At 68.4% G+C, this 16,525-nt stretch carries 16 protein-coding genes; 7 read left to right on the top strand and 9 right to left on the bottom strand.

Annotated elements, in window-relative coordinates; translation table 11 throughout:
• Positions 1-57 precede the first annotated feature (57 nt).
• Complete coding sequence (locus OG858_RS13915) at positions 58-1,224, bottom strand: HpcH/HpaI aldolase/citrate lyase family protein (RefSeq protein ID WP_086752971.1); 1,167 nt, start codon at positions 1,222-1,224, stop codon at positions 58-60.
• 190 nt (positions 1,225-1,414) lie between these two features.
• On the opposite strand from OG858_RS13915, the gene OG858_RS13920 reads away from it, so the two are divergent.
• A complete protein-coding gene (locus OG858_RS13920; protein WP_319064690.1) occupies positions 1,415-2,239 on the top strand; it encodes a TerD family protein in 825 nt (274 codons plus the stop codon).
• Positions 2,240-2,341: 102 nt separating this feature from the next.
• Here OG858_RS13920 and OG858_RS13925 read toward each other — a convergent pair whose 3' ends face one another.
• From OG858_RS13925 to OG858_RS13950, 6 genes are all read right to left on the bottom strand, one after another.
• Positions 2,342-3,082, bottom strand: a complete 741-nt coding sequence (locus OG858_RS13925) for a TerD family protein (protein WP_319064691.1) — start codon at positions 3,080-3,082, stop codon at positions 2,342-2,344.
• A 109-nt stretch (positions 3,083-3,191) separates the two neighbouring features.
• Positions 3,192-4,337: a DUF475 domain-containing protein gene (locus OG858_RS13930; RefSeq protein ID WP_327748953.1), complete on the bottom strand. Its 1,146-nt coding sequence runs from the start codon at positions 4,335-4,337 to the stop codon at positions 3,192-3,194.
• A 125-nt stretch (positions 4,338-4,462) separates the two neighbouring features.
• Positions 4,463-5,038, bottom strand: coding sequence for a TerD family protein (locus OG858_RS13935; RefSeq protein ID WP_086751488.1), 576 nt, complete (start codon positions 5,036-5,038; stop codon positions 4,463-4,465).
• A gap of 142 nt (positions 5,039-5,180) precedes the next feature.
• Entirely contained in the window at positions 5,181-5,756 is a 576-nt protein-coding gene (locus tag OG858_RS13940) for a calcium homeostasis/redox stress adaptation protein (RefSeq protein WP_086751486.1), read from the bottom strand.
• A 113-nt stretch (positions 5,757-5,869) separates the two neighbouring features.
• On the bottom strand, positions 5,870-6,328 hold the full coding sequence (locus OG858_RS13945; RefSeq protein ID WP_086751494.1) for a peroxiredoxin: 459 nt from the start codon (positions 6,326-6,328) through the stop codon (positions 5,870-5,872).
• A 115-nt stretch (positions 6,329-6,443) separates the two neighbouring features.
• Complete coding sequence (locus OG858_RS13950) at positions 6,444-6,881, bottom strand: DUF3052 domain-containing protein (protein ID WP_020115348.1); 438 nt, start codon at positions 6,879-6,881, stop codon at positions 6,444-6,446.
• A 413-nt stretch (positions 6,882-7,294) separates the two neighbouring features.
• Between OG858_RS13950 and aceE the strand changes: the two genes are divergently transcribed.
• The 3 genes from aceE (at position 7,295) to OG858_RS13965 (ending at position 11,161) form a co-directional block, all read left to right on the top strand.
• Complete coding sequence (gene aceE, locus OG858_RS13955; RefSeq protein WP_086751484.1) at positions 7,295-10,042, top strand: pyruvate dehydrogenase (acetyl-transferring), homodimeric type; 2,748 nt, start codon at positions 7,295-7,297, stop codon at positions 10,040-10,042.
• Positions 10,043-10,139: 97 nt separating this feature from the next.
• Positions 10,140-10,901 (top strand): potassium channel family protein, encoded by a 762-nt coding sequence (locus OG858_RS13960; RefSeq protein WP_086751482.1) that lies wholly within the window; start codon positions 10,140-10,142, stop codon positions 10,899-10,901.
• Positions 10,902-10,927: 26 nt separating this feature from the next.
• Entirely contained in the window at positions 10,928-11,161 is a 234-nt protein-coding gene (locus OG858_RS13965) for a hypothetical protein (protein ID WP_328544839.1), read from the top strand.
• A gap of 82 nt (positions 11,162-11,243) precedes the next feature.
• Here OG858_RS13965 and OG858_RS13970 read toward each other — a convergent pair whose 3' ends face one another.
• Positions 11,244-11,549, bottom strand: coding sequence for a small hydrophobic protein (locus tag OG858_RS13970; protein WP_319318765.1), 306 nt, complete (start codon positions 11,547-11,549; stop codon positions 11,244-11,246).
• 285 nt (positions 11,550-11,834) lie between these two features.
• Positions 11,835-13,460: an MFS transporter gene (locus OG858_RS13975; protein WP_086746113.1), complete on the bottom strand. Its 1,626-nt coding sequence runs from the start codon at positions 13,458-13,460 to the stop codon at positions 11,835-11,837.
• A gap of 100 nt (positions 13,461-13,560) precedes the next feature.
• On the opposite strand from OG858_RS13975, the gene OG858_RS13980 reads away from it, so the two are divergent.
• The 3 genes from OG858_RS13980 to OG858_RS13990 all read left to right on the top strand — a co-directional run bounded on the left by OG858_RS13980 (position 13,561) and on the right by OG858_RS13990 (position 16,477).
• Positions 13,561-14,217: a TetR family transcriptional regulator gene (locus tag OG858_RS13980; protein WP_086746112.1), complete on the top strand. Its 657-nt coding sequence runs from the start codon at positions 13,561-13,563 to the stop codon at positions 14,215-14,217.
• A gap of 124 nt (positions 14,218-14,341) precedes the next feature.
• Positions 14,342-15,550, top strand: coding sequence for an alpha/beta hydrolase (locus OG858_RS13985; protein ID WP_328544838.1), 1,209 nt, complete (start codon positions 14,342-14,344; stop codon positions 15,548-15,550).
• A 75-nt stretch (positions 15,551-15,625) separates the two neighbouring features.
• Entirely contained in the window at positions 15,626-16,477 is an 852-nt protein-coding gene (locus OG858_RS13990) for a DUF4429 domain-containing protein (RefSeq protein WP_328544837.1), read from the top strand.
• Positions 16,478-16,525: the final 48 nt, after the last annotated feature.

The following is a 16,525-nucleotide window of genomic DNA, read 5'->3' on the forward strand; positions in this document are numbered from 1 at the left end:
CCTTAGTCGGTACGACGTGGATGCGGACGTCTGCCACATCTGTCCTGAGCGGGAGGTTCAGTCGGGCAGACCCGCGGCCAGCAGGTCCACGAACCCGATGTCCTCGTTGGCGACCCCGAACACCTCGGCGCGCTGCAGAACCCTTTCCGCCCAGGCGCGGTGCGGCTTGACCTCGTTCATCTTGTTGCGGGAGGCGGAGCGCAGTACCCCACCCCCGTTGCGGTCGGGCCGCACGATGTCCTGGGCGTCGCTGAACTCCTCGTGGCTGACCACGGACAGCGCGTGCACCGGCAGGACGTGCGAGGGATGGATGCAGGTCTTGCCGAGCAGCCCGTTGGCCTGGTCGAGGGAGATCTCGCGCAGCAGACCGTCCAGCGCGTGCTCGATGAGCGACTCGCGCAGCTGTCCGGCCCGGTTCGCCAGGAAGGGGCTCGTGCGCAGCTGTGGCTTGAACATGCGCTCCTGGACCCGGAAGTACTCCCACACCGGCCCGGTCACGGTGAACCCGGTGCCGTCGGCGCGCCCCAGCACGTTCACCACGTCCGCGATCACGGAGGCGACGATCTGGACGTCGTACGCGGTCATGTCGGGCGGCCGGCGCAGGGCGTAGGAGGAGCAGAAGTCGGTGACGCCGAGGCGCAGCGCGAGGACCCGGTCACGGTACTTGTCGACGGTGTGGGCGATGCCCTGCAGCGCCTCTACGCGCGTTTCCCTGTACATCAGCTCGGGCGATTCGAGCACCGGCATCCCGAACAGCCGCCGCCCGCTCGTGGCCTCGGCGGCGGTGAGCGCCTCCAGGAACGCGACGCCCCGCTCCTCGGTGAACTTCGGGAACACGAATCCGGACAGCAGCCGTACGGCCGGGCCGAATCGGCTGACCAGGTCGGGTATCTGCTCGGGGAAGCGGACTCTGATGAACAGCAGTGGAAGCTCGGCGTCCGGCCGCCCGGCGAGATCGGCGAACTGCCGGACGAGGTTCTCCTCGGCGCCCACGACCTCCGAGTCGTCGATGGAGTCCTCCAGGCACAGCACCATGGAGACCACGCCACGCCCGGCCTGCTTGACGATGTCGTCGGCCAGCCGCTCCCGGGTCGCCGGGCTGTAGAGCGTGGCGCCCAGCGCGGCGGCGAGCACGCGGGCCGGCGAGTCGGCGTCGAAGACTCCCGGCTCCCGGTAGAAGAGACGCTGACGCTCCGCAGGGGCGACGTGCCCGAAATGACGCATGTGATTCCCCCGTGGTTGCTAGGCGGCCGGTCCCGATGGTGGCCGGTAATAGTACGTACAAATGTGTGACATCAGTTCCCACCGGGCGTGAAGTTCTGGTAACCCGGCCATGACGGGCGCTGGACTGTTTCACCGGCGGTTCCCCGCCCCCGCGTTGTCGTGATCAGGACCGAGAGGGCAGGATGACCGCATGACGCACGCGATGCTGAAGGGGTCGAACGTCCCGATCGAAGCCACGGCGGTCCGCGCCGTGCTGCGCTGGGCGCCCGGACAGGGTGTCCCGGTGGTCGACGCCTCGGCGCTGCTCCTCGGTCCTGACGGCCGCGTACGGTCCGACGAGGACTTCGTCTTCTACAACCAGCCGCGCCACCCCTCGGGCAAGGTGTGGCGGCTCGGCCAGAAGCGCGTGGCCGAAGGCCTCACCGACACGATCCAGACCGACCTGGCGGGTGTCGAGTCCGCTGTCAGCCAGATTCTCCTCGTGGCCTCCGCCGGGGACGTCTCCTTCGACAGCGTGCCGTCCCTGCGCATCCTGCTGTACGACGCCGCGGTCACCGACGCAGAGCCGCTGGCGTACTTCGACATCAAGCCCGAGACCGGCGAGGAGACCGCCCTCATCTGCGGTGAGCTGTACCGCCGCGGCGGCGGCTGGAAGTTCCGCGCCCTGGGTGAGGGCTACACCAACGGGCTGGAGGGCCTCGCCACGGACTTCGGCATCTCGGTCGACGAGTCCGCCGCCGACCAGACCGCCACGATCCAGACCCCGGCCCCGGAGATCTCGGCCCCGCTGCCCCCCGAGCAGCCCCCGACCGGCGTCCCGTCCCAGCCCTCGTACGGCTACCCGCCTGCGGCCCCCGCACAACAGCCCACCCAGTCGGCGTACGGCTACCCGCACCCCCAGCCGACCCCCGCCACCGCCAACGGCCCGGCGTACGGCTACCCCCAGCCCACAGCGGCGGCCCTGGACCCGAACTTCCGCCTACCGCCTCAGGGGCCGCAGTTCATCGGCCGCTGAGGACCTCGGCGCCGGGGCACCGGACGCTTCGAGGGGCGCGGGGAACTGCGCGACCAGCCCCCGAACCCGCCGAACCCGCCGAATCCGCGGACAAGAACGCGGCTAGGAACGCTCGGCCTTCGTCTTGTATCCCCGCCCCCACTGCAACCCCCACCCGTACAACCGGTCGAGCTCGGCCTGGAAGCCATAGACGAACTTCACCTCCCGGCGCACGGTGATCTCCCCCTTGACGTTCTCGATCATCACCACCGCACACGACCGAGCCTGCGGATGCCTCTCGTCCAGGCCTATCTCGATCCGCGGACCGTTGCTCGGATACAACGTCACGACCGCGTGCGTACGGTCGAACGCCGGCGTCTGGTCGTAGATGTAGACGAACACCAGCATCCGCTTGAAGGCGTCCCGGTGGTCCAGGTTGATGTACATCGTCTCGCCGGATCCCGACCCGAACCGGTCGTCCCCGCTGAGCCGCATGTACGGCGGATCGTTGATGTCCCCGAGGAAGCCGCCCAGCGGCTGAACGACCCCCTTCGTCCCGTCGGCCAGCTCATACAGACAGCCGAGGTCGAGGTCGACGTTCACCATGCTCTGGCTGTGCGCCTGCACCTCCTCCGGCCTGAGCGCCTTGAAGGGGTGCCGCAGCACGCTCTGCCGCTTCGGCCCGCCGATGTCGGACGTCCGCATCCGCCAGGACAGGTTGACGCGCAGATGGCCCGCCGCGGCGTTCTGCTTGGAGAGGGACACCTTCTGGTGCCGCTTGGTCAGCTCGATCGCGTTGGTCGCCGCGTTGCCCGCGTCGAACTCCGAGGCCCGCCCGCGCCAGAGGTTGTCCAGGAAACTCATGCCCGCCCCACAACTGCCGTCTCGTCGCGTCAACCACCAGCGGGGCGGCCGACGAGGACGAGTCCTCGTCGGCCGCCCCGCTCAGAGCGTTCCCTCACCCCGCGGGTGGTCACACCCCGGAGGAGACCTCCGCCTTGTCGGCGGCGTCAGCTTTTCCCTCTTCGGCCGCCAGCCCCTTGTTGCGGCGCACGGAGGACCAGAAGGACCAGGCGATCAGGATGACACCGACGGAACCGGTGATGAACTCGTTGATCTCGTACTGGATGGTGACGAGCAGGATGCCGGCGAGGGCACCGATCGCGTAGTGGGCGCCGTGCTCCAGGTAGACGTAGTCGTCGAGGGTGCCCTGGCGGACCAGGTACACGGTCAGCGACCGGACGTACATCGCGCCGACACCGAGGCCCAGCGCCATCAGGACGATGTCGTTGGTGATGGCGAAGGCGCCGATGACACCGTCGAAGGAGAAGGACGCGTCCAGGACCTCCAGGTAGAGGAACATGAAGAACGCGGCCTTGCCCGCGAGGGCGACGGCCGAGCGCGGCTTGCCGGTGCGCGCCGCCTCTTCCTCCTCCTCGTGCTCGCGCTCCTCGTCCTCCTCCAGCTTGTTCTCGAAGTAGCCGGAGAGACCACCGACGATGAGATAGGTGATCAGACCCGCGAGTCCGGAGATCAGGACCGTCTGCGCCTTGTCGGCATGGGTGCCGCCGTGCTGGTGGGCCTGGGTCGCGAAGGTCATCGAGGTGATCAGCAGGACGATCATCGCGATACAGGCCGACAGCATGTCGATCTTGCCGAGCTTGGACAGCGGACGCTCCAGCCAGCCCAGCCACTTGATGTCCCGGTCCTCGAAGATGAAGTCCAGGAAGATCATCAGCAGGAACATACCGCCGAAGGCCGCGATCGACGGGTGGGCGTCGGTCACGTACTGCTGGTACTGGTTCTTGTCGGTGAGCGCCAGGTCGACGGCCTCGATCGGGCCCAGTTTGGCGCTGATGGCGACGATGACGACGGGGAATACCAGCCGCATACCGAAAACGGCGATCAGGATGCCGATGGTGAGGAAGATTTTCTGCCAGAAGGCATTCATCTTCTTGACGATCCCGGCGTTGACCACCGCGTTGTCGAACGACAGCGAGATCTCCAGGACGCACAGGATCGCGACAAGCCCGAGCGCCGTCCATCCGTCGTAGAGAACAGCTGCTACCAAGCCGAGCGCGGTGACCGCGAACGACCAGCCGAAGGTTTTCAGAACCACTGGCTACCCAATCGTGTGTGTACGGCGTTCCCCCGCGCCGCGCGCGGCTTTACGAAACTTTGAACCCGAAGTGTAGTCGGGTACCCCTCACACCCCACACGGCCCCGGCTTTTGCGCATATAGCGCTACGAGACGTTCACACCGAAGTCGAGTGCGATGCCTCGAAGGCCGGACGCGTACCCCTGTCCCACCGCTCGGAACTTCCACTCGCCGCCGTAGCGGTAGACCTCGCCGAAGATCATCGCGGTCTCGGTGGAGGCGTCCTCGGAGAGGTCGTAACGGGCGAGTTCCTGGCCGTCCGCCTGGTTGACGACACGAATGAAGGCGTTGCTGACCTGGCCGAAGGCCTGGCCGCGGTTCTCTGCGTCATGGATGGAGACGGGAAAGACGATCTTGTCGACGCTGGCCGGCACCCGGGAGAGGTCGATGATCAGCGACTCGTCGTCGCCGTCGCCCTCACCGGTGAGGTTGTCGCCGGTGTGCTCGACCGAGCCGTCGGGACTCGTGAGGTTGTTGTAGAAGACGAACCACTCGTCCCCCAGCACCCGGCCGCCCTGACACAGCAGTGCGCTGGCGTCGAGGTCGAAAGGGGCTCCGGTGGTGGTCCGGACGTCCCAGCCGAGCCCGACCAACACTTGAGTGAGGTTCGGCGCGGCCTTGGAGAGGGAGACATTTCCTCCCTTGGCGAGTGTGACGCCCATGGTGCTGGTCCTCCCCGATTTTCGAGCTTCAGTTGCTCAACTGTTCAGTTGTCCCGTACGAGCGCGTCCGGCGCCGCGGTCGGTGACGACAGCGGCGCCGGACGTGACGAGTCGGTGGTGCAGGGGGGTATTCCCCCGTGACTCAGACGTTCACACCGAAGTCCTGGGCGATGCCGCGCAGACCCGAGGCGTAGCCCTGGCCGATGGCGCGGAACTTCCACTCGGCGCCGTGCCGGTACAGCTCGCCGAAGACCATGGCGGTCTCGGTGGAGGCGTCCTCGGAGAGGTCGTAGCGGGCGAGCTCCGCCCCGCCCGCCTGGTTCACCACGCGGATGAACGCGTTGCGGACCTGGCCGAAGGACTGCTGGCGGTTCTCGGCGTCGTAGATCGAGACCGGGAAGACGATCTTCTCGATCTCGGCCGGGACGCCCGCGAGGTTGACCTTGATCTGCTCGTCGTCGCCCTCGCCCTCACCGGTGAGGTTGTCGCCGGTGTGCTCGACCGAGCCGTCCGGGCTCTTCAGGTTGTTGAAGAAGATGAAGTTGGCGTCGCTGCTGACCTTGCCCGACGAGTCCAGCAACAGGGCGCTGGCGTCCAGGTCGAAGTCGGTGCCGGTCGTGGTGCGGATGTCCCACCCCAGACCCACGATGACCGCGGTCAGGCCCGGCGCCTCCTTGGTCAGCGATACGTTGCCGCCCTTGCTGAGGCTGACTCCCACGAAGTCCTCCGTTTGGTTTCAGGGGCGGGGAGCCCCGTCGTGCGTTGGTGTCGGATCAACGTGTCGATCCTAGTGACGGGTTCCCGTTCCCTGCAGGGCTTGGAACCCGGGAATCACAGGGTGTCCAGGGCGGCGAGGTACTCGTTCAGGTCGCGCGCGTCCGGCAGGGCGTTGACGACCGACCAGCGGACGACGCCCTCCTTGTCGACGATGAACGTGCCGCGCACCGCGCAGCCCTTGTCCGCGTCGAACACGCCGTACGCCCGGGAGACCTCGCCGTGCGGCCAGAAGTCCGACAGGAGCGGGTACTCCAGGTTCTCCTGCTCGGCGAAGACCCGCAGCGTGTGGATCGAGTCGTTCGACACGGCCAGCAGCTGCACGTCGTCGTGTCCGAATCTCGGCAGGTTGTCCCGCAGCTCGCACAGTTCCCCGGTGCAGACCCCGGTGAACGCGAACGGGTAGAAGAGCACCACCACGTTCTTCTCGCCCCGGAAGTCCGCGAGGCGCACGGTGGCGCCGTGGTTGTCCCTGAGCTCGAAGTCGGGAGCCTTGTCGCCGACCTGGATCGCCATGATGTTCCTGAGTCCCTTCATGGACCGTTCGGGTGGCCCAGCCTACGCAGGGGAAACGTCGCGCCCCTGGAGGGGTGGCCCCGAAGGGGCCCTCTCTCCAGGGGCGCGTGTCACGTCACTTCTTCGACTTCGCTGCCTTCGGCGTCACCAACCGGCTCCCACTCCAGTCCTTGCCGACGCTGACGCTCTTCGACGCGGACAGTCCCGCGGTCGTCGCGGCTTCGGAGATGTCGCTGGGCTCCACATAGCCGTCCCGCCCTGTCTTGGGCGTCAGCAGCAGGATCGAGCCACCCTCCTCGATGTACGTGGTGGCGTCCACCAGTACGTCGGTCAGGTCGCCGTCGTCGTCTCGGAACCACAGCACGACGGCATCGGCCACGTCGTCATAGTCCTCGTCGACGAGCTCACTGCCTACGACTTCTTCGATGGACTCGCGGAGCTCCTGGTCGACATCGTCGTCGTAGCCGATCTCCTGGACCACCTGCTCGGGCTGGAACCCCAGCCTTGCGGCAGGGTTCGTCCGCTCCTCCGCGTGGTCCGCGGTCGCGCTCACGGGTTGCCTCCTGATCATGTTCGGGTGGGGTCGCCCCCTGGGGAATCAGCCACGCGCGTGCGCGAAGCATTGGCCGTAGTCCACACGGGCGGGACCGATCGCGCAAGTACCCAGCCTTCCAGACCGCCGAAACGGTGACGATCCGGGCCGTGTCACCGCAACTCTCTGCGCGGATTCCCAGCCTCACGTGACACACGCCACACCGTTCTGCCCGTTTTGCGCATTCGGCAACCATCCGGGGGTACGAGCATCGAATACCTCTACTACCTTTGTCGAGCACGAAAGCGCCCTGGTTACCTCTCGGTAGAGATGACGTTTGCGTCCCCGAGGTACACGATGGGGGCGGTGCAGGCACCTAGTGAACGCCCATGAAGAACCCCTGAAGAGCGGCCCTCTGACAGCTAAGGAACAGCGTGGCTTCCGGATCCGATCGCAATCCGATCATCATTGGCGGCCTTCCGAGTCAGGTCCCTGACTTCGATCCCGAGGAGACCCAGGAGTGGCTCGACTCGCTCGACGCCGCCGTGGACGAGCGCGGCCGTGAGCGCGCGCGCTACCTGATGCTACGACTCATCGAGCGGGCCCGTGAGAAGCGCGTGGCCGTGCCCGAGATGCGCAGCACGGACTACGTCAACACCATCCCGACCAAGGCCGAGCCGTTCTTCCCGGGCAACGAGGAGATCGAGCGGAAGATCCTCAACGCGACCCGGTGGAACGCCGCCGTGATGGTGTCGCGCGCCCAGCGGCCCGGTATCGGCGTCGGTGGCCACATCGCGACCTTCGCCTCCTCCGCCTCCCTCTACGACGTGGGCTTCAACCACTTCTTCCGTGGCAAGGAGGAGGGTGACGGCGGCGACCAGATCTTCTTCCAGGGCCACGCCTCCCCCGGCATCTACGCCCGCGCGTACATGCTGGACCGGCTCGACGACCAGCAGCTGGACGCCTTCCGCCAGGAGAAGTCGAAGGCGCCGCACGGCCTGTCCAGCTACCCGCACCCGCGGCTGATGCCGGACTTCTGGGAGTTCCCGACCGTGTCCATGGGCCTCGGCCCGCTGGGCGCGATCTTCCAGGCGCGGATGAACCGGTACATGGAGGCACGCGGTATCGCCGACACCTCCAAGTCCCATGTCTGGGCGTTCCTCGGCGACGGCGAGATGGACGAGCCGGAGTCGCTCGGTCAGCTGTCGATCGCCGCGCGCGAGGGCCTGGACAACCTCACGTTCGTCGTCAACTGCAACCTCCAGCGCCTCGACGGGCCGGTGCGCGGCAACGGCAAGATCATCCAGGAGCTGGAGTCGCAGTTCCGCGGCGCCGGCTGGAACGTGATCAAGCTGGTCTGGGACCGCTCCTGGGACCCGCTGCTCGCACAGGACCGCGACGGTGTGCTGGTCAACCGGATGAACACCACTCCGGACGGCCAGTACCAGACGTACGCCACCGAGACCGGCGCATACATCCGCGACCACTTCTTCGGTGACGACCAGCGGCTGCGCGCGATGGTCCAGAACATGACCGACGACCAGATCCTGCACCTGGGCCGCGGCGGTCACGACCACCGGAAGATCTACGCGGCGTACAAGGCCGCCTACGAGCACAAGGGCCAGCCGACGGTCATCCTGGCGAAGACGGTCAAGGGCTGGACGCTGGGCCCGAACTTCGAGGGCCGCAACGCCACGCACCAGATGAAGAAGCTGACGGTCGCCGACCTCAAGGGCTTCCGCGACCGCCTCCACCTGCCCATCTCCGACAAGGAGCTGGAGTCCGGCGCACCGCCGTACTACCACCCGGGGCGGGACTCGGAGGAGATCCAGTACATGCACGACCGCCGCAAGGGCCTCGGCGGGTACGTCCCGACGCGGGTCGTGCGTGCGAAGCCTCTGCCCCTGCCCGAGGAAAAGACGTACGCGAGTGTGAAGAAGGGTTCCGGTCAGCAGTCCATCGCCACCACCATGGCGTTCGTACGACTGCTGAAGGACCTCATGCGGGACAAGGAGATCGGCAAGCGGTTCGTGCTGATCGCGCCCGACGAGTACCGCACCTTCGGTATGGACTCGTTCTTCCCGAGCGCGAAGATCTACAACCCGCTCGGCCAGCAGTACGAGGCGGTCGACCGCGATCTGCTGCTCGCCTACAAGGAGTCGCCGACGGGGCAGATGCTGCACGACGGCATCTCCGAGGCGGGCTGTACGGCTTCGCTGATCGCGGCCGGTTCGGCGTACGCCACGCACGGCGAGCCGCTCATCCCGGTCTACGTCTTCTACTCGATGTTCGGTTTCCAGCGCACCGGCGACCAGTTCTGGCAGATGGCCGACCAGCTGGCGCGCGGCTTCGTCCTGGGCGCGACCGCCGGCCGTACGACGCTGACCGGTGAGGGTCTGCAGCACGCGGACGGACACTCGCAGCTGCTCGCCTCGACGAACCCGGGCTGTGTCGCGTACGACCCGGCGTACGGGTACGAGATCGCGTACATCGTGCAGGACGGTCTGCGCCGGATGTACGGCGAGACCGCGGACGGCAAGCCGGGCGAGGACGTCTTCTACTACCTCACCGTCTACAACGAGCCGATCCAGCACCCGGCCGAGCCGGCCGACGTGGACGTGGAGGGCATCCTCAAGGGCATCCACCGCGTCAAGGCCGGCGGGTCGGGCTCGATCCCGGGGCAGATCATCGCCTCCGGTGTCGCGGTGCCGTGGGCGATCGAGGCGCAGCGGATCCTGGCCGCCGACTGGAACGTGAAGGCGGACGTCTGGTCGGCGACCTCCTGGAACGAGCTGCGCCGCGAGGCCGTCGAGGTGGAGCGGCACAACCTGCTGCACCCCGAGGAGGAGCAGCGCGTGCCGTACGTGACGAAGAAGCTGAGCGGCGCCGAGGGTCCGTTCGTGGCCGTCTCCGACTGGATGCGGTCGGTGCCGGACCAGATCTCGCGGTGGGTGCCCGGCACGTACCAGTCGCTGGGCGCGGACGGCTTCGGTTTCGCGGACACCCGGGGCGCGGCCCGGCGCTTCTTCCACATCGACGCGCAGTCGATCGTGGTCGCGGTGCTGACCGAGCTGGCGCGCGAGGGCAAGGTCGACCGTTCGGTGCTCAAGCAGGCCATCGACCGCTACCAGCTGCTCGACGTGGCGGCGGCCGACCCGGGCGCCGCGGGCGGCGACGCGTAGCCGCTGCGCCCGTCCGAGCCGTACAACACGGTCGGCGGTGTCAAGGGGTGGTGAACCGACGGGTTCACCACCCCTTCATGTTTTCTACGATGCGGCCATGAAGCAGCGAACCGCCTCGGCACAGATCCGTTGGGAACAGCACACACAGCGGCCACTGTTCGGCCTGGCCGTGGTGTTCGCCGTCGCGTACGCCGTGCCGATCGTCCGGCCGGACGTGAGCGACCGGGTGGAGTGGTGGTGCGACGCCGCCGAGTGGGGGGTGTGGGCCGCGTTCGCGCTCGACTACGTCGTCCGGCTGGCGCTCACCGAGCAGCGCCGGGAGTTCGTGCGGACCCGGTGGCTGGACCTGGCGGCCGTGCTGCTGCCGATGATCCAGCCGCTGCGACTGCTGCGGATCGTGGCGACGTTGCTGCTGGTGGGGCAGCGGGCGCGGATGGCCTCGCAGATACGGCTCACGACGTATGTCGGCGGGGCGGTCGTCGGGCTGTTGATGTTCGGGTCGCTGGCGGTGCTGTCCGTGGAGCGGGATGCCCCCGGCGGGAACATCGACACGCTGGACGACGCGGTGTGGTGGTCGTTCACGACGATGACGACGGTGGGGTACGGGGACCATGCGCCGACCACCGGGCTGGGGCGGGTGCTGGCGGTCGGGCTGATGCTCTCGGGGATCGCCCTGCTGGGTGTGGTGACCGCGAACATCGCGGCGTGGTTCATATCGCGGTTCGAGAAGGACGACGCGGAGGAGCGGCGTCAGACCGAGGCGATAGCGGAGCTGGCGGAGGAGGTCCGGCTGTTGCGGGCGGAGGTTTCGGCGCTGCGGGCCGCGCCGGGGGCGGCCCTGGAGAAGCAGCGCCGATGATTGTGGGTCCACCGGTGCGTTCGCGGATGCGGGTGCATCTGGTGCGTTCGCGGGTGCGGGTGCATCTGGTGCATTCGCAGGTGCGGGTGCATCTGCTGCATTCGCGGGTGCGGGTGCATCTGGTGCGTTCGCAGGTGCGGGTGCATCTGCTGCATTCGCGGGTGCGGGTGCATCTGGTGCGTTCGCGGGTGCGGGTGCATCTGGTGCGTTCGCGGGTGCGGGTGCGTCGTGGCTGGTCGCGCAGTTCCCCGCGCCCCTGAGAACCTGCACCACGGCCATCCGGAAAAGGGGCCCTCGGCTGCTGCCGAGAGTCCCTGCCCCTTTTCCCTCATTCCGACCGGGTCAGAAAAAGCCGGCGCCCGGCGTGGCCGTGCCCGCCAGCCAGATGATGGCCAGGACGGTGTCTATGGCGCCCAGAACGACCGCGATGATCGCGGGAACGGGGCGGGCACCGGACCAGGTGCGGTTCATGGCCAGCCAGCCGCAGATGATCGCCACGGGGCCGAGCACGATGCCCAGGACGAAGAATCCCGCGATCGCGCAGATGACTCCGATGATCCCGAGGGTCGCGCGATCCGGCCCGGTCCGTGACCCCGTCCGGCCACGTGATCGGGGGTGCCTGCGCGTACCCTGCCCAAAGCCCGCCATCGTCAACAACTCCCTGAACCTCGCGGTCAGTTCGTGTACAGAACGGCGAGTACCCGACCGGCGTGGTTGAAACCGGGGAGGGTCGGCGGAACCGTCTGCGCGCGCTGCCCCCCTCCGGCAGCGCGCCGCAGACCCCCGGGTCGCTCCGCCGGCAACGACCATGCCGTGCGGAGGACTTGACCCACTGTCACCTGCGGCGCGTACCGGGTGGAAGCGATCTTCGGCGTTGTCACCCTGATAGGCGAATCCGGGCGGAAACCCGCGCGCGAGGCAGCGGCGGAGCTGTCAGATGTGCGCCGCTCCGGCACCCGCCTCCGCGTTCTCGCCGCGCTTGGTCAGGAACGCCACGAGGACGGCGATCGCCGCCACACCGGCGGCGACGAGCGAAGCCAGGCTCATGCCGGACATGAACGTGTCGTGCGCGACCGTGGCGATCTTCGCGGCGATCTCCGGCGGGGTGCCCTCGGCAACCGGGGGGACACCGACCTGGACGGCCTCGGAGGCCTGGCCGAGCTGGGCCTCGGTGAGCGGCGGGAGCCCGGCGTCCGTCCAGTTGCCCGGCAGGTCCCCGTCGACCTTGGAGGCCATCACGGCACCCAGCACGGCCGTACCGAGGCTGCCGCCGATCTGCATCGCGGCCTGCTGGAGGCCGCCGGCGACACCGGACAGCTCCAGGGGCGCGTTGCCGACGATGACCTCGGTGGCGCCGACCATGACCGGGGCGAGGCCGAGGCCGAGGAGCGCGAACCAGAGGGACATCACGGCGCTGCCGGTGTCGGTCTCCAGCGTCGACATGCCGTACATGGCGATCGCGGTGAGAGCCATGCCGCCGGCCAGGGGGATGCGCGGTCCGGCCTTGGTGATGATCGCGCCCGCCAGCGGCGAGCCGACGATCATCATGCCGGTGAGCGGGAGAAGGTGCAGACCCGCGTCGATGGGGCTCATCCCGTGCACGTTCTGGAGATAGAAGGTCACGAAGAACAGGCCGCCCATGAAGGCGATGGCCATCAGGACCATCAGGACGACACCCGCGGACAGGGGGACGGAACGGAAGAGGCCCAGCGGGATCAGCGGCTCCTTGACCTTCGTCTCCCAGAAGGCGAAGAGACCGAAGCCGGCGACGGACGCGACGACGAACGTCCACGTCAGGCCGTCGCCCCAACCCCACGTGGGGGCCTTGATGAGCGCCCAGACCAGGCAGAACATGGCCCCGGACAGCAGGGCTATGCCCAGGACGTCGAAGGAGCGCGGGGCGTTCTCGGCGCGGTGGTCCAGCAGGATCCAGGCGCCCAGCGCCACGGCGAGGACGCCGACGGGGACGTTGATCCAGAACACCGACTGCCAGCTGACGTTCTCCACGAGGAAGCCGCCGAGGATCGGGCCGCCCGCGGTGGAGGCGCCGATGACCATGCCCCAGATACCGATCGCCATGTTCAGCTTCTCGGCGGGGAAGGTGGCACGGAGCAGGCCGAGCGCGGCCGGCATCAGCAGCGCGCCGAACAGGCCCTGGAAGACCCGGAAGACCACCACGAAGGCGACCGAGTCGGACAGGCCGATGGCTCCGGAGGCGGCGGCGAAGCCGACCACGCCGATGAGGAAGGTCTGGCGGTGGCCGAAGCGGTCGCCCAGCTTGCCCGCGGTGATGAGCGTGACCGCCAGCGCGAGGAAGTACGCGTTGGTGATCCACTGGACCTCGGCGAAACTCGCCTTCAGGTCGTCCGCGATGACCGGGTTGGCGATCGCCACGATGGTGCCGTCGAGGGCGACCATCATCACGCCGACGGCCACGGTGAGGAGGGTGAACCAGGGATGGCCGCGCAGGCCCCGGCCCTGGTTCGTCGTCGGGTCCGACGGGACGACTGGCGCCTTGTCCCCCGGTCCCGTCTTGTCGACAGTGGTCTGACTAGTCATACGCGCGAGACTAATGACAGCCACTGACAGTTGACAAACCAGTTCACAAGTCGGTAACTGTCACGTCACTCGCCGCAGGGGCGGGTGGAGACGAGGGTTCATGGAGACGGCTGCGACGACGGCTCAGGAGCGGCCGGGACTGCGCGAGCGGAAGAAGCAGCGCACGCACGACGCGCTGCTGCGTGCCGCCCTGGAGCTGTTCACGACCCAGGGGTACGAGGCGACGACGGTCGACGAGATCGCCGAGGCCGTCGACGTCTCGCAGCGCACCTTCTTCCGTTACTTCGCGGGCAAGGAGGAGGCCGCACTCGCGGTGGTGGGCCTCACCCAGGAGCACTTCCTGGCGGCCGTGCGCGCCCGGCCGGCGCACGAGGCGCCGCTGGAGGCGATGCGCAACGCCGTCCTGGAGGGCTGGGACGCCATCGGCGAGGCCGTCGACCAGGTCGTTCCCGTCGACCTCCATCTGCGTGCCTACGGCTTGATCGAGTCGACGCCCGCGTTGCTGGCCGCGCATCTGCGCCGCTCGGACGAGGTGGCGCGGGAGATCGAGCGGATCATCGCCGAGCGTGAGGGGCTCGACGTGGACACCGACCCCCGGCCGCGGGTGGCGGTGGCCCTCTTCGGCGGGGTGATGCGGGTGACCGAACGCATGTGGGCCCTGGGCGGCGACCTCAGCAAGGACGCGATGCGCGAGCTGACCGCCGCACATCTGGACGCCGTACGGCCGACGTTGGCCGAAAAGTGGCGCACTGACTGAAAAGCGTAGAGAAACGCATCATCGGGACCTTCTCGGCGCACCGCACGGAACGGACGTGATCGAAACGTGATCCCTCTCACTTGGTTAACGCGAGACCCTTCCGTTCTCTTAGTGTGTCCTTTCAGTGACTTCCTTCGACTCCTCCCCGCAACTGAACGTCTGGCGCGCACTGCTGGCGCTGGCCGTGGTTTTCGTGATGCTGGCGACCACCGGCTGGACCGCGATCCGCAGCCATCGCGAGGAGTCGCCGCTGCAGGCGTCGCTCTCCTCGTGGCAGCGCGGACACCTCGACGGCCGCGAACTGCCGGACGCCGAATCGTCCCCGCACCGCCTGGCCGCCTTCTTCGCCTCGCTCACCGCGTACCAGCGCACCAGGCTCGCCCACCGGTATCCGCTCGCCGTCGGCAACATGAACGGCGCCCCCGTCGAGCTGCGGTACCGGGCCAACCGCATCGCGCTGAAGCAGCAGAGCGGTCTTGAACGAGAACGCATGCACGACCAGCGGCTCTCCGAGACCGGCCGGTACGAGGCCGGCCGCCGGATGCACCGCCTCGACATGCTCGCCGTGAAGAAGCGGCACATCCTCGCCTTCAGCCCCGAAGGCAACGGCCGGGTCGCCGAGGTCTTCGGCAGCCTCGACAAGGCGGAGCGCGTCTCGGTCGTCGTCCCCGGCGTCGACACCAACGTCATCAACTTCCAGCGCACCAACCGCCGGTACTCCGCGCCCGTCGGCATGGCCGAAGCGCTCTACGAGGCCGAGCGTTCGGCGGGCCCCGGGACGCGTACGGCCGTGATCGCCTGGGCCGACTACACCGCGCCCACCGGCCTCGGCCTCGACTCGGCCACCGCGCTCCGCGCCGAACAGGGCTCGGTCCGGCTGAACGCGCTGGTGCGGAGCCTGCCCGGCGGTTCCACCGTCGCGCTGGTGTGCCACAGCTACGGCTCCGTGGTGTGCGGGGTCGCCGCACCCTCGCTGCCGTCGCGGGTCACCGACATCGCGGTCGCGGGCAGCCCCGGCATGCGTGCCGAGACGGTCGGTCATCTGCGTACCGCGGCCCGGGTGTGGGCCATGCGGGACGCCGACGACTGGATCCAGGACGTGCCGTACCTGGAGGTCGGCGGGCTCGGCCACGGCGCCGACCCGGTCTCCTCGGAGTTCGGGGCGCGCATCCTGTCGGCGGCCGACGCCCAAGGGCACAGCGGCTATTTCGAGCCGGGTACCGAAAGCCTGTACAACTTCGCCGAAATCGGCATCGGCGCCTATGAGTCGGTGCACTGTGCGCGGGAGGACGACGCGTGCCTGGCGGGTCTGTCCGACAGCACTGCGGCCTGACGCGCGTAGAGGAGGGTAAAAGTGCGGTTCGCCACGGTCGGGACTTCCCCGCGTCGCACGCATACGATGAGCCGCATGGGTGACGTACTGGCCGGATTTCATGCCGCCTGGGAGTTCGAGTCCGACTCCGTGCTCATCCGCTTCGAACGGGGGATTCGCACGCCGAAGCTCTTCCAGGCACTCGGTGAGCGACGCATCCCCCTGGAGGCGATCGCGGGGGTGACACTGACTCCCGGGAAGCGGGGCACCGTCGTACTGCGTGCCGTGCCGCGACCGGGCGCCGATCCGCTGATGGAGGCGGCGTCGGACCAGCTCAAGGAGGGCTCCGACCCCTACCGGCTGGTGCTGCCGGCCGAGCAGGAGACGCTCGCGGAGTACTACGCCGACGAGCTGCGGGCGCGGTTGACCGGGTCCGGGCCGGCCGATCGGTTTCTCGTGGCGGCGCCCGAGGTGCCGTTGCAGTTCAAGGCGTACGACGGGAAGGCCTCGTTCGACGGGCGGTCGGTGTCGTTCCGGTGGTTCTGGACGGGGGCGTCGTCGGCGAAGTGGAAGGCCGGGGACCAGAGTTTCCCGGTCGGTGCGCTCAGCGGGGTCGAGTGGCGGTCGCCGGAGCTCTTGGAGGGGTATCTGCGGTTGCTGCGACGCGATGCCTCCGGTGAGCAGCCGCCGCAGCCCGACCATGATCCCGCCGCCGTCGTGTTCGGGCTGGGGTACGGGCCGGTGCACGAGTCGTTGCCGTTCGCCGCGGCCGTGCTGGCGGCGGTGCGGTCGGCGGGGCCCGCGGGTGCGCCGGCCGATACCGGGCCCCGGCGGGATCCGGCCGACATCGCCGACCGGATCCGGCATCTTGGGGAGTTGCACGAGGCGGGGCTGGTGACGGATGAGGAGTTCAGTGTGAAGAAGGCGGAACTGTTGGCCGAGTTGTAGCCACTCGCCGTCCGGGGATCCGCGACGTTGCCGAGTGCGGGTGCGTCG

It is taken from the genome of Streptomyces europaeiscabiei (assembly GCF_036346855.1).
In the GTDB taxonomy this organism is placed as follows: domain Bacteria; phylum Actinomycetota; class Actinomycetes; order Streptomycetales; family Streptomycetaceae; genus Streptomyces; species Streptomyces europaeiscabiei.

Coding starts and splice junctions, on each gene's coding strand:
- OG858_RS13915 (WP_086752971.1), bottom strand. CDS start 1,224: ATGCGTCATTTCGGGCACGTCGCCCCTGCGGAGCGTCAGCGTCTCTTC.
- OG858_RS13920 (WP_319064690.1), top strand. CDS start 1,415: ATGACGCACGCGATGCTGAAGGGGTCGAACGTCCCGATCGAAGCCACG.
- OG858_RS13925 (WP_319064691.1), bottom strand. CDS start 3,082: ATGAGTTTCCTGGACAACCTCTGGCGCGGGCGGGCCTCGGAGTTCGAC.
- OG858_RS13935 (WP_086751488.1), bottom strand. CDS start 5,038: ATGGGCGTCACACTCGCCAAGGGAGGAAATGTCTCCCTCTCCAAGGCC.
- OG858_RS13945 (WP_086751494.1), bottom strand. CDS start 6,328: ATGGCGATCCAGGTCGGCGACAAGGCTCCCGACTTCGAGCTCAGGGAC.
- OG858_RS13960 (WP_086751482.1), top strand. CDS start 10,140: ATGAAGCAGCGAACCGCCTCGGCACAGATCCGTTGGGAACAGCACACA.
- OG858_RS13965 (WP_328544839.1), top strand. CDS start 10,928: ATGCGGGTGCATCTGGTGCGTTCGCGGGTGCGGGTGCATCTGGTGCAT.
- OG858_RS13970 (WP_319318765.1), bottom strand. CDS start 11,549: ATGGCGGGCTTTGGGCAGGGTACGCGCAGGCACCCCCGATCACGTGGC.
- OG858_RS13975 (WP_086746113.1), bottom strand. CDS start 13,460: ATGACTAGTCAGACCACTGTCGACAAGACGGGACCGGGGGACAAGGCG.
- OG858_RS13980 (WP_086746112.1), top strand. CDS start 13,561: ATGGAGACGGCTGCGACGACGGCTCAGGAGCGGCCGGGACTGCGCGAG.
- OG858_RS13990 (WP_328544837.1), top strand. CDS start 15,626: ATGGGTGACGTACTGGCCGGATTTCATGCCGCCTGGGAGTTCGAGTCC.